Below are 21,508 nucleotides of genomic sequence, written 5' to 3'. Positions count from 1 at the left end.
GTCCGGAAGGGGTAAACTCCTATCCGTTCGGGCTGATGACAGGTCTAGGCCCGGGCAGTTTCGCGAAACAGTCGTATAAATTCACGCCATATGTTCCAGAATTTCGAAAAGTTCAGCACCTCCGCAAACCGGCGCAGCGGGAAAAAGGGCATTTGCCCTTCCCCGTTTCAACCAACAGCCGATTGGCGGAACTTGTTCCGCCGGATGCAATCGGGGCGTCTATGCCGCGTCGCGGGCGCAGCGCAGGCCGATATGGGATGTGGTGGTGTCCACCGTCTGCGGATAGCGCGCCGCCGGGCGGTAACGCCTGCAATAGGCCTCGGCACACAGATGCGATCCGCCCTTCAGCACCTTGCGCCCGAAATTGCGGCCCGGATCGGAGGGGTCGCGGCTTGCCTCTTCCGTGCCGCCGCGCGGATTGCGCGGGATGCAGCAGCTTTTCGCCTGCTCGCCCGGCACAGCAGCCGGGTGGATTTCGTACCAGTCCGAAGTCCATTCCCAGACATTGCCGATCATGTCGAACAGGCCGAATGGATTGGCCGCATAGGTGCCGACCGGCGAAGTCCGTTCATAGCCGTCGGCCAGAGAATTGTGATGCGGGAAGGCGCCCTGCCAGTAATTGGCCTGCGGCACACCGCCCGGCTCGAATTCGTCGCCCCAGGCATAGGGCTTGCGGTCCATCCCGCCGCGCGCGGCAAATTCCCATTCCGCCTCGGTCGGCAGGCGCTTGCCCGCCCATGCGGCATAGGCCTGTGCGTCATCATAGGCGATGTGGACCACGGGATGATCGGCGATCGCCTCCCACGAACTGTCCGGCCCCCATGGGTGGCGCCAGTCGGTGCCGAATGAGAACTGCCACCAGGCGAAGGGATTGTTCAGCGGTACCGGCACAGGCGGCGGCACGAACAGGGACGATCCCGGCTGCAGCAGCGCCGGATCGGCTTCGGGATAGAGCGCGGCATCGGGCGCCTTTTCCGCCAGCGTGACATAGCCCGTGGCGGCGATGAATGCGGCGAAATCCCGGTTGGTCACCGGATAGGGGTCAATCGCGAAGGCATCGACATGGACCTGACGGGCCGGGCCTTCTTCCGGATAATGGTCTGACGATCCCATCCAGAACGTGCCGCCGGGCAACAGGATCATCCCATCCGGATCGCGCCGCGCCGATACTTGTCCGCTCATTTCCGCATGCGTCCTTCCACGATCGTCTGTCTGCAGGCCTAGCCCCGTCGGCGCCATATGGCGCCACGCCCCGCCGGGGATGCAACTTATTTCTCGCGCGCAATCAAGCCCCATGCGGGCAGCCATGGTCTACCCATCGGGCCAATCCGCACAGGAGCATGCCCGTGAGAACCCTGATCGCCCTTGCCGCAAGCACGGCGCTTGCCTCGATCTCCGGCCTCGCTCTTGCGCAATCGGCCCCGGCGCAACGCCCGGTCCTGCCTCTGCCCGACAAGCCCTATGAAGGCACACTGGGCCGCACGGTGGACCAATCCTCCGCCCCCACGCCCAATCCGCCGGTGAAGGCACCTGCTGGCGCGCCAAATGTAATCCTGATCATGACGGACGATACAGGCTTCGGCTCCGCCGCCACATTCGGCGGCCCGGTGCCGATGCCCAATCTGGAAGCGCTGGCCGAAAGCGGGCTGATCTATAACCGGTTCCACACCACAGCCCTGTGTTCTCCCACCCGCGCCGCGCTGCTGACGGGCCGCAACCACCATTCGGTGGGCTTCGGCACCTTGTCGGAACTGGCCACCGGCTATCCCGGCTATAGCGGCGTATTGCCCAGAAGCGCGGCGACCATCGGGGAAGTGCTGAAGCAGAACGGCTATTCCACGGCATGGTTCGGCAAGAACCACAACACCCCGCAGAGCGAGATCACCCCCACCGGCCCGTTCGACCGCTGGCCCACCGGGCTGGGCTTCGAGGAATTCTACGGCTTCATGGGCGGCGAGACCGATCCCACGGCGCCGATCCTCTATCACAACACCCAACCGGTCGATCCCTCGCTGGGCAAGGCGGACTATTTCCTCGACAAGGATCTGGCCGATCACGCCGTGCAGTGGATGAAGCTGCAGCACAGCATCGCGCCGGACAAGCCGTTCCTGCTCTATTACGCGCCGGGCACATCCCATTCGCCCATCGCCGCGCCGGAAGACTGGATCGCGAAGTTCCACGGACAGTTCGATCAGGGCTGGGACAAGGTCCGCGAGGAAACCTTCGCCCGCCAGAAGGCCGCCGGGATCATTCCCGCCGATACGAAGCTGACCGCCCGCCCGCCGGAAATCCCGGCATGGGATTCCCTCTCCGCCGACCAGCAGAAGGTCGCCGCGCGGATGATGGAAAGCTATGCCGCCGCCCTTGCCTATTGCGACGACCAGATCGGCCGCATCTTCGCCGAACTGCGCAAGAGCGGAGAGATGGACAACACCATCGTCATCTTCATCGAAGGGGATAATGGCAGCAGCGGCGACGGCAGCCTGAACGGTTCCACCAATGAAGTGATGACGCAGAACGGCGTGCATCAGGATACTGCCGCCATGCTGGCCGATTATGACGGCATCGGCACTGCCCGCACGCAAACGCAAATCCCCGCCCCATGGTCATGGGCAATGGACGCCCCGTTCCAGTGGACCAAGCAGGTCGCCTCCCATTTCGGCGGCACGCGCAACGGGCTGGTGGTGTCATGGCCCGCACGGATCAAGGCCGATGGCAAGGTGCGCAGCCAGTTTTCCAGCGTAATCGACATCGCGCCGACCCTCTACGATGCCATCGGGATCGCAGCGCCCGCCGAAGTGAACGGCGCCGTGCAGATGCCGCTGCAGGGCTTCAGCCTCGTGCCCACCTTCGCCGATGCCGGTGCGCCGGAACTGCACACCACCCAATATTTCGAAATGATGGGCAACCGCGCCATCTACAAGGATGGCTGGATGGCCTCCACCCACCCGCTGCGCCTGCCCTGGACACAGGGCAAATCGCCCCGGCCTGACGATTTCCAGTGGGAGCTTTACGATCTGCGCAGCGACTATTCGCAGGCGAGTGACCTTGCCGCAAAGATGCCCGCCAAGCTGAAGGAAATGCAGGAGGCCTTCTACGAGGAGGCAGCCAAATATGACGCCCTGCCCATCGACAGCCGCGGCTTCGACCGGCTGCAGGACCCAAAGACGTACCGGCCCAAACCGCGCACCAATTATGTGCTGGAACGCAACCCCTTCTGGTATGAAGGCGGCGCATGGCCTGATGTGAAGAACAAGTCCTGGACCATGGCGACCTCCATCACAGTGGAGAGCGGCGCTGCGCAGGGCATGATCGCGGGGCAAGGCGGCCGCTTCTGCGGCTGGGGCCTCTACCTGATCGGAGGCAAGCCGGTGTTCCTCTATCGCTATTCGCACAAGGATGCGGACGCCACGCGCATTGCCGGGGCGGCTGCCCTTGCCCCCGGCAAGCACCGGATCGAGCTGAAGTTCGCCTATGACGGCGGCTATGGCAAAGGCGGGGAAGCGACGATCGTGGTCGATGGACAGGCAGTCGCCAGCGGGCGCATCGCGGCGACCGTGCCTGCATGGATCGCCGAACCCGGCACCATCGGGCGCGATGTGGGCACATCCCTGTCAGACGAATATGCCCTGCCCTTCAGCTTCGAGGGCGAGATCGACGCGGTGGAGTTCGATCTCGCACCGCGCTGAGCGGCGCCGGACCGTTCAGGCCCGACACCGCTCCATCGCGATCAGGAACTCCAGCCGCCCGCAAGGGCACGGAACAGGTCGATCTGGCGGCGAGAGACTTCCGCGTCCTGGTTGGCCAGTGCCGCTTCCGTTTCGGCATAGGTCCGCTGCGCATCGAGCAGGCGCAGGGAATCGATTGTCCCTTCCCGCAATTGCGCGTCGGTAATGTCCGCCGCGCGCTTGGCCTGATCGCGCGCCGATTGCAGCGCGCGGCGCCGGTCGAGCGAGCGGGCATAGCCGGACAGGGCCGTCTCCGTTTCCTCAAGCGCGCCAAGAACCGCACCGTCGAATTCCGCAAGCCGGGCCTGCGAATCCGCTTCCGCCCCGGCAATGCGGGCGCGAACCGGTTCCTGATTGGGGAAGGTCCAGTTGAGCAGCGGGCCGAGCAGCCAGCGCAACGGGCCGCCACCGAAGATGTCCCCGATGTCGGACCCGGTCGAGCCGGCAGAGGCGCCCAGCGTGATGCGCGGGTAAAGGTCCGCCGTGGCGACGCCGATCCGCGCCGTGGCTGCCGCCAGCCTGCGTTCCGCCGCGCGCACATCGGGCCGCCGGGCCAGCAATGCCGTGCCATCGCCCACCGGGATCGGATCGACGATCTCAAGGCTCACTGCCCGCTCCGCCGCGATCTGCGGCAGGTCGGCCGGGGTTCGCCCGGTCAGGGTGGCAAGGCGGAACAGGGCCGCCTGCCGCTCTGCCTCAATTGCCGGGATTTCCGCCGCGCGCTGATCCCGCAGGGCGGCGATCTGGGCAACGTCCAGCCCGGTGGCAAGGCCAGCCTCCTGCCGCTTGCGAGTGAGGTCCAGCGACTTGTCGAGCAGGCCGACGATGCGATTGGCGACAGCCAGCCGCGCCGCGCCAGATGCCGCATCGGCATAGGCCCGGGTCGTGTCGGCCACCACGATCACGCGCACGGCATCCGCATCGGCCCGCGCCGCATCCAGATCGCCGCGCGAAGCCTCTATGTCGCGGCTCACGCGGCCGAACAGGTCGACTTCGTAGGCAACGTCTATCCCCGCGTCGATGGACCAGCTCTCCCGGTCTGCACCGGGGGCACGCTGGGATTCGGGCAGGCGGCCATATGTCGCGCCCGTACCGATGGAGGCATTGGGCAGGCGCCCTGCCCGCGATCCGCGCAGGCCCGCCCGTGCCCGTTCGATATTGGCAATCGCCACACGGATATCGGTGTTCTTTGCCAGCGCATCGCCGACCAGCCCGTCGAGCACGGGATCGTCATAGAGGCGCCACCAGTCCTTTGCCGCAGTTTCCTGCGCAAAGGCCGGTTCGGCGGAAGAGAGAAACGGGCCGGACGACGTCTGGGGGGGGACGGGTGCAACGTAGTCCGGCCCGGCCGCGCAGGCGGCAAGCGCCAGCGCGGAAAGGGAAGCGAGCAAGCCGCGAGTGGAAGCGCGAACGATAGGCATAGGGCGTCTCCTATTCGGCGGGTTGAAGTGCGTGGCCATTATCGCCTTCATCTTCGGCGGGGCGGCGGCGCAGGCGCGCGAGCCGATCACCGAGATTGCGGCAGACCACGTAGAAGGTGGGCGTGAACAGCAGGCCGAAGCCGGTGACACCGGCCATGCCGAAGAACACGGCCGTGCCCAGTGCCTGGCGCAGTTCCGCACCGGCCCCACTCGCGATCACCAGCGGCAGCGTTCCGAGGATGAAGGCGAAGCTGGTCATCAGGATCGGGCGCAGGCGCTGCTCCGCGGCATGAACTGCCGCCTCTGCGGGGCTGTAGCCGTGGTGTTCCTCACCCTGGCGGGCGAATTCCACGATCAGGATCGCGTTCTTCGCCGCAAGAGCAATCAGCACCACCAACCCGATCTGGGTGAGGACGTTATTGTCCATTCCCCTGATATTGATGCCCAGCATTGCAGCCAGCAGGCACATCGGCACGATCAGGATGATAGACAGCGGCATCACCAGGCTTTCATACTGCGCGGCCAGCACGAGGAAGACGAACAACACTGCCATGGCGAAGACCAGCCCGGCCGTGTTGCCAGCAAACTTCTGCTGGTAGGCAATGCCCGTCCATTCGAACGAGAAACCGCGCGGCAATTCGGCCTTGGCCAGTGCTTCCATCGTGTCCAGCGAATGGCCCGAGGAATAGCCCGGCGCCGTATCCCCATCCACGGCAACTGCCGGGGCGAGGTTATAGCGCGTGACGCGATACGGCCCTGCCTTGTCCTCGAAGGTCGCCACCGCACCCAGCGGCACCATGGCACCATTGTCGGAACGGGTCTGGAGATTGGCGATATCGGCCTTGGACTGGCGGAACTGTTCATCGGCCTGCGCGGTCACCCGATAGGTGCGGCCCAGCAGGTTGAAGTCGTTCACGAAGGCGGACCCCAGATAGACCTGCAATGCCTCGAACACACGTTCCGGCGGCACGCCCAGCAGCTCTGACTTCTCGCGGTCGATATCGGCATAGACGCGCGGCGTCGCCGTATCGAAGAAGGTATAGACGCCGGAGAAGCCGGGGGTCTGGTTTGCCTTGGCGATCAGGGCATTGGAAGCCTGTTCCAGTGCCTGGTAACCCTGCCCGTCGCGATCCTCCACCATCAGGCGGAAACCACCGGCCGAACCGATCCCGCGAATAAGCGGCGGCTTGACGATCATCAGGCGAGCCTCAGTGATGTCGGCAGTGGCCTTGCGGGCCTCTTCCATCAGCTTGTCGATGGTCTGGCCGTTCTTTGCCCGATCCTCGAAATCGTCCAGCACCCAATAGGCAGCAGCAGAGCTGGCATTGCGGGTTTCCGAAGCACCGTCGAAGCCGGACAGCATCACCGAATTGTTGATGCCGGGGATCGGCAGCATGCGGTCGGCAACCTTCTTCATCACCTCATCCGTGCGCGCCGTGGCAGAGCCGGGCGGAAGCTGGATGATCGTGAAGAAATAGCCCTGATCCTGCGCCGGGATGAAGCCCGTGGGCGTCCACCACAGCGAACCAATGGTCAGCGCGATCAGGGCGCCATAAGCCGCCATCATTCGCTTGAGCATGCGCACCAGCCGCGCAGTGAGGCGGGCGTAAGAGGCACTGAAGCGTTCGAACGCGCGGTTGAAGCTGTCGCCAGCGCGTTCCACCATCCGGTGCCAGCGCGCATGGTCCGGCGCACGGCGCGACGGACGCAGCAACAGGGCCGCAAAGGCAGGCGAAAGCGTGAGCGAGAGGATCAGCGATATGATCGTCGCGGCCGAAATGGTCACGGCGAACTGCTGATAGAACGCACCCGACAGGCCCCCGATGAACAGGGTAGGCACGAACACGGCGCAGAGCACCAGCACGATGGCCACAAGGGCCGCTGCCACTTCGTCCATCGAGGCACGGGCGGCCGCATAGGGCGAAAGCCCTTCCTCGATATTACGCTCCACATTCTCGACCACCACGATGGCGTCATCCACCACGATGCCGATGGCCAGCACGAGGCCGAACAAAGAGAGGTTGTTGAGCGAATAGCCCAGCGCCGCCAGCACCGCGAAAGTGCCGATCAGCGATACGGGGATCGCCAGCACCGGGATCACCGCCGCGCGCCATTTCTGCAGGAACACGATGATGACCAGCACCACCAGCACGATGGCTTCGAACAGCGTGTGCACCACGGCGTCCACCGACTTGGCGATGAATTCGGTGGGGTTGTAGACGATGCGGTATTCCATCCCTTCCGGGAATTCCTTCGCCAGCTCGTCCATTTCGGCCTTGATGCCTTCCGCAGCGGCCAGCGCGTTGGAACCGGGACGCTGGAAAGTGGGGATGATCACGGAATCCTTGTCGCCCAGATAGGCGGAGGTGCCGTAATCCTCGGCGCCCAGCTCAACGCGCGCCACGTCGGACACACGCACCTGGCGGCCTTCCGCATCGGTCCGGATCACCACATTGGCGAATTGCTCAGGCTCGGTGAAGCGGCCCTGTGCTTCCACGTTCAACTGGAAGGCGCTGCCGCCCGAAGGGGGCTGGCCCAGCGTGCCGGCAGCGACCTGCACGTTCTGCGAACGCAGCGCGTTGACGATCTCGCCCGCAGTCAGGCCATAGGCCGCCGCACGAGTGGGGTCGATCCAGACGCGCATGGACAGATCGCGTGAGCCGAACAGCTGCACATCGCCCACGCCGTCAAGGCGCGCCAGCCGGTCCTTGATCCGGGTCTGGGCATAATTGGAGAGATATTCCCGGTCCAGCGAACCGTCGGGCGAAATCAGGTTCACCACCAGCAGGAAGTCCGGAGAGGTCTTCTTGGTGACGATGCCCAGGCGCTGCACTTCGGCGGGCAGACGCGGCGTGGCAATGGCCACGCGGTTCTGCACCAGCACCTGTGCCTCGTCGAGATCGGTGCCCTGCTGGAAGGTTACGGTGATGACCACGCGGCCGTCACCCGTGGACTGGGATGTCTGATAGAGCATCCCTTCCACGCCGTTGATTTCCTGCTCAATCGGGTTTGCAACCGTTTCGGCAACGGTCTCGGCCGAAGCGCCGGGATAGATGGCCGACACAGTCACGGTCGGCGGAACGATTTCCGGATATTGGGAAACCGGCAGGAAGAAATAGGAGATCGCCCCTACCACGGTGATCAGCACTGCGATCACCGCGGCGAAAATCGGGCGGTCGATGAAGAAGCGGGATAGGCGCATGGCTTTGGCCCCCTGTCCTGATCAGTTTGCGAAAGTGGCCTTGCCCGAAAGCGGCGCGGCAATCGCGGGCTTGGGCTCGGCCTTGACGGGGGCAATGGTGCCCTGGCGGGTTTCAACCTTGCTGCCCGGCGCAGCGAATTGCGTACCGACGATGACCACACGGTCGGTCGGCAACAGGCCGGTGCGGATCACGCGCAGACCGCCGATCAGCGGCCCCAGTTCCACCGGCTTGGCGGCAACGGTGCCGTCCTTCTTGACGACGAGCAGAAGCTTGCGCGCCTGATCGGTCTGCACGGCAGTATCGGGCACCAGCAGGGCATTCGTCTTGCCGCCGGTTGCCAGATGCATGTTGCCGAACATGCCGGGCGTGAGGAACAGGTCAGGATTGTCGAAGGTCGCACGGGCGCGGATGGTGCCCGAACGCGGATCGAGGCCGTTATCGGTGAAGTCCAGACGGCCCTGATGGACGTAATCGCTTTCGTCCTGCAGGCGCACGGCCACGGGCAGGCCTTCGCCTGCTCCGTTACGCTTGGCCTTCAGGTAAAGCGCTTCGGAACCTTCGAAGCTGAAATAGATCGGATCGACCGCCATCAGCGTGGTGAGCAAGGTGCCCGAACCGCCATCACCGGCGGAAACCAGATTGCCCGGGTCCACTCGCCGATCGGAGATGCGGCCCGTCATCGGCGCACGCACCGTGGCGAATTCCACATCCAGCGCACGCGAATTCACGCGGGCCTGAGCGGCTGCGAGCGTGGCGGAAGCCGCGCGTTCGCGAGCGCGCAGACGGTCGATCTCACTCTTCGAGACGCCATCGAATTCCACCAGCCGGTTCGCCCGTTCCAGGTCGGCGCGCGCAAGGGCAAGTTCGCTGTTGGCGGCGGAGACGTCCGCCTGCGCCTCACGCAAGGCGGCCGTGAACGGGCGCGGATCGATGGTGAAGAGGGGTTGCCCCTTGCGGACGATCTGCCCGTCGCGGAAGTGAACCGCAGTGACCGCACCCGACACGCGCGGACGGATTTCCACTGCCTTGCTCGCCTCGAACCGGCCAACGAATTCGTCCCATTCGGTGATCTCGCGCTGCAAGGGCACGGAAACCGTGACCGTAGACGGCGCGGCCGGAGGGGCATCCTGCCCGGCACCGGCGAATAGGAACCAGGCCCCGATCAGGGCGGCAATCAGCGCGATGATGGCGATCAGACGTCCGCGGCCGCTGTTCAACACGCCGGGCAACACTGAATCCCTGCCGTCATGCAGTTCGATGGAAGTCAGTTCATTCATAATTCGTACCCTGTTTCTGGACGCGCAGCGTGCCGGACGCACGGCGACGGGCCGCGCGGAACCGTCCGGGAAGCACGCTTCCCGGCTGCACAGTCCTCACCCCGTGATTTGCGAAGAGGCCGAACGCCTTCCGCCGAAAGCCCCGCACACATGGTTGCGCGCAAGGCGAAGACACCCAGTGCCCCCGGCGGCGCCATGTGGCCGTGCGCCGCCGAGGTCTCGCTGTCTCGTAATCCTTGTTGTTGCTTAGCGCCCCGCCATCTGCCGCGCGGGGAGAGAATCGGGACGCCTCAATTTCATACCGATTGGTATAGAAAGAAGCTGCCGCATCGTCAAGCGATATTTATACTGGGTGGTAAGGAATGTCCAGAATGCAGTTCGGTCAGGCAGTCGGCCAGGTCATCAGGCACGTATTTACAAGCTGTTCCAGCTCTTTCCGGCTTGCGCCGGCACCTGCCTGAACCGACATCCCCTGCAGTACCGCAGTGAGATAAGCCGCCAGCCCCTGCGCATCGATATGCTCGGGCAATTCGCCTTCCTGCTTGGCCCGCTCGAAACGCTCCAGCAGTGCTTGCTTGGCAGCCGCACCGCGCGCCACCACCTGTTCACGAATGCTTTCCGCTTCGTCGCCACAAGCGCTGGCACCGATCACGGTCAGGCAGCCGCGGCATTGCTGGCCGCCGTAAATTTCCAGCGCGCCGCGCAGGAAATGTTCCGCCACTCCGCGAGCGGTCGGTGCCTTGAGCGCTTCGCCCACGTAGGCCAGCTTTTCGCGTTGGTAGAGATCCAGCGCCTTTGTGAACAGCGCTTCCTTGTTTCCGAAGGCGGCATAAAGGCTGGGCTTGGTAATGCCCATCGCCTCGGTCAGATCCGCCATGGACGCGCCTTCGTAACCCTTGGACCAGAACACGCCAAGAGCCGCCGCCAGAGCCTGGTCGGTATCGAATTCGCGCGGACGCCCACGCGCGACGCATGCCGTGGTACTTTTCATAACGCTTGGTATATAACGCCCATTGCCGGAAAATCCATGCCCTAATGCGTTTTCCGGTCACGGGCCATATGGCTGCGACGAAGATTTTGACAAAATGTCGCCGGGATCGGCATGGCCAACCTGCCAATGAGCCATCCACAGCGCGCGCATTCGCGTGGCTCGCAATTGAAAAGGGCGGGAGAATCGCTTCCCCCGCCCCTCATTCGTTCTGAAAGCCCGGATCAGAACCCGGCAGTCAGCGCCGATGCGACGTTGTTGCCGATTGCCGTCGCGCTTACGGTATTTCCGCTCACAGCCAGCGAACTGCCGGTGACCGCGCCAACGCCACCCTGGATACCGAATGTCACGGTGGTGACCGAAGCAACGACCGATGCCGAGTTGGCCTGGCTGCTGCCGATCGCCGCAGTCGGCATACCGGTATTGAGCGGGTTGACCGTCAGCAGGTTGCTGGCGGTGTTGCCATAGCCTGCTGCCTGTACGCTGTTGCCGATGACGCCAACGGTACCATCCACCATCATGTTGAAGTCTGCATCCACATTGAAGGCCACGAGATAACTCGCATCCGTGCTCGTTGCCGAAACACCTGCGCCGGAATTGGACTGGACGTTAAGGATGCCTGCGCGCGCATTGACCACAGCGTCAACGCTGCCGCCGGATGCGATGGTCGTGCCGGTGGTGCCGAAGACCGATACGTCCCCGTATCCGGCGCCCGCCGAATAGTTCAGCACGTTGCTTGCAGTGTTGCCCCGGGCAAGGGCGCTGGTCGTGTTCTCGCCAACAGAAATGCTACCGTTCTGAAGAGCGCCCACAACGGGATCGTTGCCGTTCAACACGACGCCGGCAGACATCGTCGACGATGCCGAAACAGTCGCCGTGCTTGCCTGCATGTTGAGCATCCCCGCACTCGCCCCAAGGCTCGCACTGCCTTCCACTGCCATGGTGTTGAAGGCCCGGTTACCCGAAGCTTCTGCCGTAGTGGAATTGCCCATGACGGTGGCCGAACTGCCGTCGATACTGTCAAAGCCGGGCAGATCATCGCCATTGTGGACGCTGGTCATTGCCGTGGCCGTTGCAGCCGTGGTTGCCAGCTGGCGGTTCAGCAGGACATGATCGCCCACTGCCACTTCATTGCTATCAGCATCCAGCATCACTTCACGCGGGAAAGTCACCGGTCCGGCATTGGTGGCCGACACAGCCACCGAATTGCTGGCATTATTGATGACCGCGAGTGCGAGGTTCGAATTGCCGGACATGCTGACCGTGGCAGACGTCATGGCAGCAGGCGCAGACACTTCGAGGCCCGAGAGTGCCTGAACATTGCCGGCGCTTTCCTGGCTGGAAACCAGGGCAACGCCCGCTTCAGTGTTGACCGCATCCAATTCCACGGCGTTCGTGACGGTATTGGCGACGGCACGCGAGGCCTGGCTGTTATCGTCCACACTGAGCGTGCTTTCCCAGATGTCGGCAGCGTCGGTCACTTCGATCGAAAAGCGGCCATACACAGTGCTGGCCAGATCGCGTTCGCCTACGATCTGCAAGCTGGTCAGCATGTAATCGCCCAGCGCCGTGACATCGCCACCATCGGTGATGCCCCAGGTCGCGAAGTGATCGCTGCCATCGGGCACGCCCGTGCCCTCTGCCTTGACCGAATTGCTCGCGCTGTTGCCGGTGACCGAACCGGAAATCGCGTTGTCATCGACGGCAATGGTTGAATAGGAAACGCTCTCTCCAACAGAAACCGTCACCCCGCCCGGGTCGGCAAAGGGCGAGGCGTAATCGAGGTGGAAACCGACGCCGTAGAGAAGATAGCTGAGGAAAGCGGCATCATATTCGGCTGATTGCGCCGCCGTAATCACCGACGGAACCGTGGTGTTTTCCCGGCGCAGTTCTGGCCCGGAAACAGACCATCCATTGGCCAGCAGATAGTCGTACTGCTCCGGCGTGAGTTGTGAAATGGTTAGGACGTCAAAGGCCGATCCTGGATTGACGCAGAAGTCAGGTGCGCAGGGGAGCGTGCTGAGCGTAGTCCAGTACTGAATCGACTGCGTCTCTACGCCGATATTGGACGTGACGTCAGCATTTGCGATCTGGAAATTGGTCAACGCGCCGGTCGTTGCCAGGCCGTTGGCTGACAGATCGAGCAGATTGTCCGCGCGGTTGGCAGTCGCCCCGGAAGACAGCATGTTGCCGTTGCTGACCACCGAGGACGAAGAGACTTCGTTGACTACCTGCGTCATCACACCGGCCGGCGCGTTGCCAGACCGGTTGGTGAGCGACACGTCGATAGTGCCGGCAGCCGCCTGGGCATTGTTGACGCCGAAGGATGCATCGGTCTGCGCAATGCCGCCTTCGACAGAAGCCTCTCCACGCGTACCGCCGGGGAAGGAATCCGCTTCGGTGTCGATATTGGTAGCGTTCACCGATAGCGTATTGCCTGCACGGTTGCCGTAAGCCAGCGCCTGCACTGAATTGTCGGAGGTGGAGACGCTGGATGTGGAAACCCCGCCGCCGCTATAATAGCCGATCTGGGTTTCGAACGTGTTCAACCCACCGGCTTGCACCGTGATCGACGATCCGGTTGCCACTGTCTGGACACTGGTGACGTTCATGACAGTTGCGAAATCGGGTTCGCCGCCAATCGTGTCTTCAGTCGCGGTCAGATTGCCGACATTGAGGCTTGCCGCATTGGTCGCGTCATTGCCATAGGCTGCGCCGACGAGGACGTTGTCGTCCGTTACCAGCGTCGAACCAGAGACATTGTCGACATATATGCCCGCAGCCGCATCGCCTCCGTCGTAACCGAAGGCTTGGGCGCTGATCTGTCCAGAAACGCTCTGATCGTTCAACAGGCCATAAGCCGCGTCGACCACCGGAAGAACGGAATTGTCGAACACGAAACCATCGATCGCACCGGTATCGAGAGTGATGGCCGAGCCGATCTGGCTCTCGCTGGCCGCCACTTCCAGCACTTCGCCGTCAACCGTCAGGCTGTTGCCCACGGAATTACCATAGGCAATCGCGCGATTGAGGTTACCCGTCAGCGAGAGATCGCTGGTGTTCACGGCGTAGCCCGCAAGCCAGATTTCGCCGACCGAACTTGCCGAAACAGCGCTGCCATCCGCGGCGATCTGAACGTTCGCAACACCTGCACCCGCTGTCAGGCTGGTGCCGGCAACAGAAGCGGCATTCGAACCGCTATTGCCGAGTGCGACAGCTTCCAGCGCATTGTCAGAGACAGCCAGAGTGCTGTTTTCTGCGCTGCCGGAAGAATAGTCGATGTAGACATTACCTCGCTGGTCAGCCGCGACATCCGCCGTGTACTGGCTCTGGAGGCTGGTCACGAGGAAGTTGCCATCCGCCGAAACATTACCGTCCACGCCCGTGCCGCCAGTCAACACGACCCCGGTCAGCGGTGCATCGATCACCGTCGCAGCGAGCGACAGGCTCTGTCCCACCTGATTGCCATAGGCAGAAGCTGCCGATCGGTTGGCGTCAACCGTAACATCCCCGCCAATCAGCACACCAAGGCCGCCTTCGGCCACTTCGGCGAAAATCTCGGCATCGGCCACCTGCGCCGTCACATCCGTGTGGACGTTCGTCTGCTGGTTGGCGACTGCGACAGTGCCGGAGAAATAGGCCGCATCCGCGCCGCTTGAAAACGCGCTGGTGGCGCTGCTTCCGCGAGCGGTCGCAAGCGTATCGTTACCGGAAACGGCGATCGAGCCATTCTCTGTCGACTGGACCCATGCGGCCACAGTCGGGCTGGTGTTGACCGCGTCGATGTCCATGCGGGCAGAATTGCCCAGACCGGTATTGCCCTGACTGTTGTGGATTACGAGATCGGCGGCAGCCGTGCTCGTCATGGTTACATCGTCATAGGCGGTGTCCACCGTCGCACCGGCAGAACCCGCGCCCTGGAACGACAGGCCATCGCCAAGCACGATGCGGTTCCCGGCCACGCCTTCGCCCAGCGCCTCATTGCCGGTTGCGCTCGCGCTGACCGTATTATCGGCAACAAGCGAACTGCCTCTCAGCAGGTTGGTAGCCCCCAAGCTATCAGCTTCAATCGTCGAGTAGATCGAACCCTGAGTAACGGCTTCGATCGTGCCTGTTCCGCCAGCATCGGAATTGATCTGGCCATTGGTGACCACTGCACTGCCCACAAAGGCAGGTGCGCCGCCGGACTGGACATCGATCACGGAAGCCGAAGTATTGCCCTTGGCCGTCGATCCGATGAGATTGTCGCTCACGACAAGATCCGCCTGGACGGTGTTATCGCCAGTGCTGGAGAGGTCCAGATAGATGGAATTGCGAGTGTCCGCGCCTGCATCTGCGACGATCTGCGGATCACCCTGCAACTGGACCGTGCTGGCAACCAGGCTGCCGGACGCATCGAGCCAGTCCGCAGGCAAGCCTGCCGTAAGGGTAGAAGACCCGGCAGCGCCGGAGGCGTAATCGTTCGGAAGCTCGCCCGAAAGCGAAGTGCTGCCGATATTGCCCGTCGCGTTCGCGGCAATCCGGTTATCGGTGACAGCCACCGACCCATTCTGGAAATTATCGAGATCGGCACGGATCGAATTGCCGTTCGCCGCACCTGTCACCGCGCCAAAATTGGTTTCAAAGCCCAGTGCCGCCGCGCCGTCGCCATCATCGTCGTTTTCGATCACCGACAGATCGATCGAATTCGCAAAGTTGTTTGCCCGCGCAAAAACCTGATCGTCGTTTCCATCAACCAGGATGTCGCTGGTCTCGGTCGGTGCCTCGGTCAGCACTACGCCGCCGGATGAACCAACGATCTGGGAGGAAACGGTCGCCACATTGGCCAGCACTGCGCTGACGACGTCATGCGCCTCTGTATCGGTCTCGGTCGTCAGCGGCCCAGGAAGGGTCGGCGAAATTGTCGTGTCTGCGGCCTGCGCGCCGGTGACGATCAGCGACGCGGCCATGGCCGTGCCTACCGAGACCATTAAATTAATACGGCCCGTATTGGTCAGTTTGTTCATGATGTGCCCCTTTTGAAGTCGCCGTGACCCGGACCGAACTTGCAAAGTAGCCATCCGGATTTTCTGCGACGGTCCCGTTAACTATCTTTAGGGGAGGCAATCAAGCGAAACCGCCTCTTCAATCGGCGGATATCGCTCCGAAAAAACACTTTTTACACAATGTAATATTTGTCGATCCTGCAATCCACGGCGGCACTGCCGCGCTTGCGCGCGCAGACAATTCCCGTGAACTTGCAGTGCATCTTTCGATAACCGCCAAGTCAGGCGCGACGACGGCCCGAATGATCGCGAATTCGGGCCGTATACGTCGCTGCCGCCTAGTCCGCGGGCAGGAGTTGTTCCAGCGCCCCGGGCAAGTCTGCCACGCTATCGATTACGACATGCGCCCCGGCCTCAAGCAGCTTCCTGCGCGCGTGGGAGAGGCGTTCATCCCGGTCTGCCGGATCGAGGGCGGCAAGCTCCTCCGGCGTCAGGCCGATCTCGTTGCCGCTGGCGGCCACGCCCACGGTCCACATGCCCGCCGCGCGCCCTTCGGCAATGCCGACTTCCGTATCGTCCACTTTCACGCAGGCACTGGCGGGCCAGGCGCCCAGCTCGACCAGGTTCTTCCATGCCATCAGCGGCGAAGGGCGTCCCTCGGTCGTCTCCCCCGCACAGACGACGCAATCGGGGACGTAACCCTGATCGGCCGCAAGCGGGAGGACATGGTCCATCATCTCTCGCGTATAGCCGGTGCAGGAACCGATCTTCACGCCTGCCTGCCGCAGATCGCGCACCAGATCGGCGGCGCCGGGGATCAGCACGGCGCATTCACGCGCCGCCGCGATCATCGCCGGGCCGATGGCATCGAACAGGCGCAGCGCATCGTCAGGCTGAGGCGGCACGCCCTTGGCGACTTCCCACGCGGCGGCAATGCGCTGCTTGGCAAGCAGGCAGGCAATGTGATCCCACTTGGCGCGGCCCATATCCTCATGCGCTTCGGCTTCGGAGATCGGCACGCCCTGTTCCTCGAACAGCTTGACCAGCGCGATCACCGGGGCGCGGCTGCCGAAATCGATCATGGTGCCCGCCCAGTCGAAGATGACCGCCTTGAGCGCGGGAGGGATATTTGCCTGCATGGGATGCCTTTCAATCTTCAAGAAACGAGGAAATCACGTCATCGGCGAGCGCGAAGGACGTGGAGGCGCCAGTGCCGCTGGTGACCACCACCAGCCGCACGCCCGGCATGGGGCTGCGCACGATGCTGTGTTCCGGGCCGCTGGCATAGGTGCCGGTCCAGCGCTCGATCACGGCCGGGGCATGGCCGAACAGATCCACGAATTGCCGCAGCATCAGATCGTCTATCGCCGCATGGCTGAAGGGCGCGGGCGTGGGGCCGTAAACATGGCTGTCCCCCACCACCAGCGATCCATCGGCGCTCTGCACCGCAATCAGGTGGATGCCGTGGTCAAGCTCCTGCGCCGCCTCGCGCATCAGGCGGCGGCGCAAGGGGCCAGTGGCGCACAACTCGCTATAACCGAGATAGCGCACCATGCTCAGATCGCTCATCACCGGGTTGGGCAGGCGCCAGCCCGGTGCGGCAAGGCGGAGCATCTGCAACTGGCAGCGCGTGATCCCCTCGTCCGCGTAAATGGCCGGGAACAGCCCCGCCCAGTCATCACCGGGGCAGGCGACGATGCGCGGCGCGGCCAGACGTGTTCCGTCTGCCAGCAGAACCTCACCCGGCTCGATCCGGCTTACTGCAGCGGCCCGCAGGAATTCCACGCCCATCACCTGTTCCAGCCAGTTGGCGAGCAGCGGAATGGCCGTGCGCGATTCCACTCGCAGGTCGGCAGTGGAAAGCAGCGCGCCGCCGAATTCGGTGCGAAGTTGGGGGCAATGCTGGCGCGCCTGTTCGCGTGTGAGCAGGCGGCACCCCTCGCCCATTTCGGTGGCGGCGAAAGCCTCGATCACGTCCACTGCCTCGGGCCGGTGCGCCACGAGCAGCAGCCCTTCCTGTTCCACTGCAATGCCTGCCTGCGGCGCCACTTCGCGCCAGGTCGCGGCGCTGCGCCGGGCAAGATCCCACACCTTGCCCCGCTGCTGCCCGGTGACGGTGACGAAGCCGAAATTGCGGATAGAGGCGCCGTTTGCCTGGGCATCGCGGTCCACCACCAGCACGCGCAACCCCCTGCGCGACGCGGCGAGCGCATGGGCGAGGCCGACAATCCCCGCGCCGACGACGATCAGGTCAGGCTGCGGCGACGGCATGGGCGTGCCTCCGGCCAAGACGCAGGTGGAAATAGAGCGCGGAACACAGCGTCAGCAAAGCCACAGCGCCCGCCGTCCAATATGCGCAGTCGATATAGAAAGGCAGCCAGTCCATCGTCGGCGCGCCGAAGCTGCGATAGAGCAACAGGGCGACACTGCCGACATAGCCGGAACTGTCCGCGATATAGATCAGGAAACCGGCATTGCCCGCATGGCCGATCGCCGCGATCATCCGATCGAACAGCATTGCGTTGAACGGCGTATAGGCGAAATACAGCCCCGCCCCGGTCAGGATCATATAGCCCAGCGGCCCGAGCAGACCCATCTGGAACGCCAGCGTGGACAGGCCCAGCAACACCGCGCCAGCAAAGATGATCGCATGCATGGCCAGCAGGGCGCGCATATTGTCACGGATCAGCATCAGCGCGCCAAGCGCGGCCAGTGCCACTACCGCTACAGGGAGTTCGCTCGCGGAGAACACCGAGGCGACCCCGCCATAGCCCATCGCCGTCCATAGTTCGGCGGCGAAATTATCGCGAAAGTCGCGCATCGCGGTCAGCAGCACATAGCCGGAAACCAGCAGCGCCATCGCGACGCCGTAATTGCGCAGGAAGGCGGCGCGATCCTGCTTCAGCATCGGCACGCGCACTGTCCGCTCCGCCTCGTCCCGCTCGTCAGGTGGCGGCATGCGCTCCAGCAGGAAGAGGGAGACGAACAGCACCGGGAAGAACAGCGCCCCGGTGACGGCAGGCATCCAGATCTCGCTGACGCCCCAGCCCATCACCAGCACGGCGACGGACTTCACGGCACCGGAAGAAATGATGAAGCTGGCGCAGAGCACCGCGCCCAGCACTTCGGAAACGCGCCGCCCTTCGACATAGCTGAACACCAGCCCCCAGATCATGCCCAGCGGCAATCCGTTGAGGAACATGCAGGCGACGTTCCACGGCTCCGGGACCAGCGCAAAGAGGATCAGCGCCACCCATGACGCCACGATCAGGCCCAGAATGGCCAGCGCCCGGCCCTTGCGGCCGAACTCGGCAATCACGCGGATGCCGATCAGCTTGGAGAGGGCATAGCCCAGCACCTGCGCGATCAGCAGCACCGTCTTGTAATCCAGCCCGCCCAGCACCGTCGCATGATCGGCGAAGGTTGCCGCCGCGAAGGGTTTGCGAAAGGCATACATGGCGAAATAGGCACTGAAGGCGGCAATGCCGCCCAGGATCAGCGCAGCCTTGCGCCCGCGAGTGGAATGAGTGGAGTCGGTCAAGAATATCGCCATCGAACTGGTTGCGGCATCCAACGAAGCCAGGAATCTGGTCTAGGCCAGTTTGACTTCATTTTCGTGACGGCGGCGAAGTCGGGCGAACCTGGACGCACCCGGCAAATCTGCCTTGCCGGTGCCGCCAGCAGGCCGGTATCGCCACCGTCTGTGCCTTTGAGTACGCCTTGTGTTCCCTTGAGCACATGCTTGCGAAGATGCTCAGACAGTGACGCGCAGCGTCCCGATTCCGGGGTCCGTCAACCCTGCATGCCCGGTTTCCACCTTGCCCGCGAAACGCCGCAGGAAGCCTTCGGCACCCTTCGCGGTCACCGCGATGTCGTACCAGCCCTGCGTCGCGTCGAGCAGCCAGGCACGGGTCACCGTCTTGCCCGGCGCGACCGAAACCTCGCGCCGCGCCGCGCCCGAACCGGCATAGGCGGGGTCCATTTCAAGCAGGAAAGTCAGCGGTTCTTCGCCCCTGTTGGCAAGAACAAGCCGGATCGCTCCAGCCTCGCCGTCCTCTTCCAGCACAGCTTCCGGCGCCGCAGTGGCGGGCGATCCGGCATAGCGCCGCCAATAGCCGTTAGGCCCGCGCAAAGTGAGGTCATAAGCCGCAGGCGCGCTGCCTTCCTGCCAGTCTTCGGCCACATGGCGATCGCCCGCGCCGATCGTGAAATGGCTCGGCTCCATCCGCTCAAGATTGTCATGGACCGTGAAGGTTGCGCCGACCGGCCCGTCATTCACGAACTCGATCCGCAGGCCCTTTTCCCTGCTCACCCGGCCTTGAACCGCGAAGCGATAAGGCAGCGGGCGATGGGGCCGACGTCCCTCCATCTGCGTCGCAGGCTGCTGCACTTGCGGAATGGCATTGGCGGTTCCGGCGGCAGACTGCGCCACGCGCTGCTTGAAATCATCCGTGCCGGGCAAGGCAATGCGCTTCAGGCTCTCATCCGGCCTGGCGAAATCGAAGGCCGAGGAGAGATCGCCGCAGACCGAGCGGCGCCAATGGCTGATATTGGGTTCTTCTACGCCGAAACGCTCTTCCATCAGCCGCAATACGGATGTGTGGTCGAACAATTGCGAGCAGACGAACCCGCCCCGGCTCCATGGAGAGACAATCACGGTTGGCGTGCGGATGCCCAGCCCGATGGGATGGGGCCCCTGCACCTTTTCCGCTTCCGGCCCCCACACCTTCGTCTCACCGTCCAGCGGCACGGTGCTGTGCCCGCGATAGTCGCCCACAGGCGGCACCGGGGGCGGCATGTGATCGTAGAATCCACCGGCCTCGTCGAAATTGAGGATGAAGGCCGTGCGGGCAAAGACTTCCGGATTATCGACCAGCGCGGCAATCAGCCCGGCGGTCACATGTTCGCCCTTGGCAGGCTCCGCCTTGGGATGTTCGGAAAGATCCGCCGCCGTAACGATCCAGCTTATCTGCGGCAGATTGCCGGATTCCACATCGGCACGGAAAGCCGCGACAAGCTGACCCCCGTCCGAACGGGTCCGGTCGGGTTCCGCCTTGTGTTCGCTGACCCAGGAACGCCCCCGGCGATAGAGTTCGGATTCCGGATCGCAGGGCCGGAAAGCCGGGAAGACGGAGAGCAGATTGTCGCCGAAATTGTCGTATTCCTGGTAGACTTTCCAGCTCACGCCCGCCTTCTGCAGCCGCTCGGCATAGGTCGACCAGGTGTAGGCATCGGGGTCCAGCGGCTGGTCCTGCCGCATATCGGCACTGGGCGTCTCGTCCTCGCCGTAATTGTGCATCTGCGGATCGCGCCCCACCGTGCCGCCGCCATTGCACCCGCTGAACAGGTGCAAACGGTTGGGGTAGGTCTGCGTCATGGTGGAGCAGTGATAGGCATCGCAAACCGTGAAAGCGCCGGCCAGAGCGTAATAGAAGGGCAGATCGCCAGCCGTGTAGTGGAGCATGCGATTATGCAGCTCATCCGTATGGCCCCAGCGATCGTACCGGCCGCGGTTGAAGATCACCATGTTCTCCTGATGGGACTGGTCCGCCCCATCCACCTTGAACGAACGCGTGGTCTTCGAATCCCCGTGATAGGGCAGAACGTAGCCGTCAGCGTGCTGGCCGGACGGCTGCGCCCAGACAGACTTTCCGCCCGGCAGGCGCAGGGGCCGAGGATCGCCCAGCCCGCGCACGCCGTTGAGCATGCCGAAATAGTGATCGAACGAACGATTTTCCTGCATGTGGACCACGATGTGGTCGATGTCCTGCAGCGTCCCGGTGCGGCGACTGGCCGGGATAGCCAGCGCCCGATCAATCAGGTTCGGATAAAGCGAGGCGATCGCTGCGCCACCCGTCATTCCGAGAAATCGCCGGCGCGAACTGCGAATCATCTTTCCTTGCTCC

At 63.6% G+C, this 21,508-nt stretch carries 11 protein-coding genes; 1 reads left to right on the top strand and 10 read right to left on the bottom strand.

The window, feature by feature from the left end; all coding sequences use genetic code 11:
* Positions 1-219: 219 nt before the first annotated feature.
* Positions 220-1,182, bottom strand: coding sequence for a formylglycine-generating enzyme family protein (locus SZ64_RS01015; RefSeq protein ID WP_241772953.1), 963 nt, complete (start codon positions 1,180-1,182; stop codon positions 220-222).
* 164 nt (positions 1,183-1,346) lie between these two features.
* Between SZ64_RS01015 and SZ64_RS01010 the strand changes: the two genes are divergently transcribed.
* Positions 1,347-3,689, top strand: coding sequence for an arylsulfatase (locus tag SZ64_RS01010; RefSeq protein ID WP_241772952.1), 2,343 nt, complete (start codon positions 1,347-1,349; stop codon positions 3,687-3,689).
* 41 nt (positions 3,690-3,730) lie between these two features.
* Here the strand turns inward: SZ64_RS01010 and SZ64_RS01005 are convergent, their stop codons facing one another.
* The 9 genes from SZ64_RS01005 to SZ64_RS00965 form a co-directional block, all read right to left on the bottom strand.
* Entirely contained in the window at positions 3,731-5,149 is a 1,419-nt protein-coding gene (locus SZ64_RS01005) for a TolC family protein (protein WP_054529126.1), read from the bottom strand.
* Positions 5,150-5,159: 10 nt separating this feature from the next.
* On the bottom strand, positions 5,160-8,351 hold the full coding sequence (locus SZ64_RS01000) for a multidrug efflux RND transporter permease subunit (RefSeq protein WP_054529125.1): 3,192 nt from the start codon (positions 8,349-8,351) through the stop codon (positions 5,160-5,162).
* A 21-nt stretch (positions 8,352-8,372) separates the two neighbouring features.
* The gene (locus SZ64_RS00995) at positions 8,373-9,629 is read right to left on the bottom strand and encodes an efflux RND transporter periplasmic adaptor subunit (RefSeq protein WP_054529124.1); all 1,257 of its coding nucleotides are present in this window, start codon (positions 9,627-9,629) and stop codon (positions 8,373-8,375) included.
* A 382-nt stretch (positions 9,630-10,011) separates the two neighbouring features.
* Positions 10,012-10,620: a TetR/AcrR family transcriptional regulator gene (locus SZ64_RS00990; RefSeq protein WP_054529123.1), complete on the bottom strand. Its 609-nt coding sequence runs from the start codon at positions 10,618-10,620 to the stop codon at positions 10,012-10,014.
* A 221-nt stretch (positions 10,621-10,841) separates the two neighbouring features.
* Entirely contained in the window at positions 10,842-15,623 is a 4,782-nt protein-coding gene (locus SZ64_RS00985; protein ID WP_156313399.1) for a hypothetical protein, read from the bottom strand.
* 317 nt (positions 15,624-15,940) lie between these two features.
* Entirely contained in the window at positions 15,941-16,741 is an 801-nt protein-coding gene (gene phnX, locus SZ64_RS00980; RefSeq protein ID WP_054529121.1) for a phosphonoacetaldehyde hydrolase, read from the bottom strand.
* Between the two features lie 10 nt (positions 16,742-16,751).
* Positions 16,752-17,873: a TIGR03364 family FAD-dependent oxidoreductase gene (locus SZ64_RS00975; protein WP_054529120.1), complete on the bottom strand. Its 1,122-nt coding sequence runs from the start codon at positions 17,871-17,873 to the stop codon at positions 16,752-16,754.
* Positions 17,854-19,143 carry a DUF5690 family protein gene (locus SZ64_RS00970; protein ID WP_241772951.1) on the bottom strand — a complete coding sequence of 430 codons (1,290 nt, stop codon included), beginning with the start codon at positions 19,141-19,143 and terminating at the stop codon, positions 17,854-17,856. The genes SZ64_RS00975 and SZ64_RS00970 overlap by 20 nt, the downstream gene beginning before the upstream one ends.
* Before the next feature lie 213 nt (positions 19,144-19,356).
* A complete protein-coding gene (locus SZ64_RS00965; protein WP_054529118.1) occupies positions 19,357-21,495 on the bottom strand; it encodes a phospholipase C, phosphocholine-specific in 2,139 nt (712 codons plus the stop codon).
* Positions 21,496-21,508: the final 13 nt, after the last annotated feature.

The sequence above is a fragment of the Erythrobacter sp. SG61-1L genome (assembly GCF_001305965.1).
Lineage (GTDB): Bacteria > Pseudomonadota > Alphaproteobacteria > Sphingomonadales > Sphingomonadaceae > Andeanibacterium.
This window is presented reverse-complemented; position numbering and strand designations above follow the sequence as displayed.

What these genes read in the sequence shown, in the direction of transcription:
- SZ64_RS00995 (WP_054529124.1), bottom strand. Translation starts at nt 9,629, where the DNA reads ATGAATGAACTGACTTCCATCGAACTGCATGACGGCAGGGATTCAGTG.
- SZ64_RS00990 (WP_054529123.1), bottom strand. Translation starts at nt 10,620, where the DNA reads ATGAAAAGTACCACGGCATGCGTCGCGCGTGGGCGTCCGCGCGAATTC.
- phnX (WP_054529121.1), bottom strand. Translation starts at nt 16,741, where the DNA reads ATGCAGGCAAATATCCCTCCCGCGCTCAAGGCGGTCATCTTCGACTGG.
- SZ64_RS01015 (WP_241772953.1), bottom strand. Translation starts at nt 1,182, where the DNA reads ATGAGCGGACAAGTATCGGCGCGGCGCGATCCGGATGGGATGATCCTG.
- SZ64_RS00965 (WP_054529118.1), bottom strand. Translation starts at nt 21,495, where the DNA reads ATGATTCGCAGTTCGCGCCGGCGATTTCTCGGAATGACGGGTGGCGCA.
- SZ64_RS01005 (WP_054529126.1), bottom strand. Translation starts at nt 5,149, where the DNA reads ATGCCTATCGTTCGCGCTTCCACTCGCGGCTTGCTCGCTTCCCTTTCC.
- SZ64_RS00985 (WP_156313399.1), bottom strand. Translation starts at nt 15,623, where the DNA reads ATGAACAAACTGACCAATACGGGCCGTATTAATTTAATGGTCTCGGTA.
- SZ64_RS01000 (WP_054529125.1), bottom strand. Translation starts at nt 8,351, where the DNA reads ATGCGCCTATCCCGCTTCTTCATCGACCGCCCGATTTTCGCCGCGGTG.
- SZ64_RS00975 (WP_054529120.1), bottom strand. Translation starts at nt 17,873, where the DNA reads ATGCCGTCGCCGCAGCCTGACCTGATCGTCGTCGGCGCGGGGATTGTC.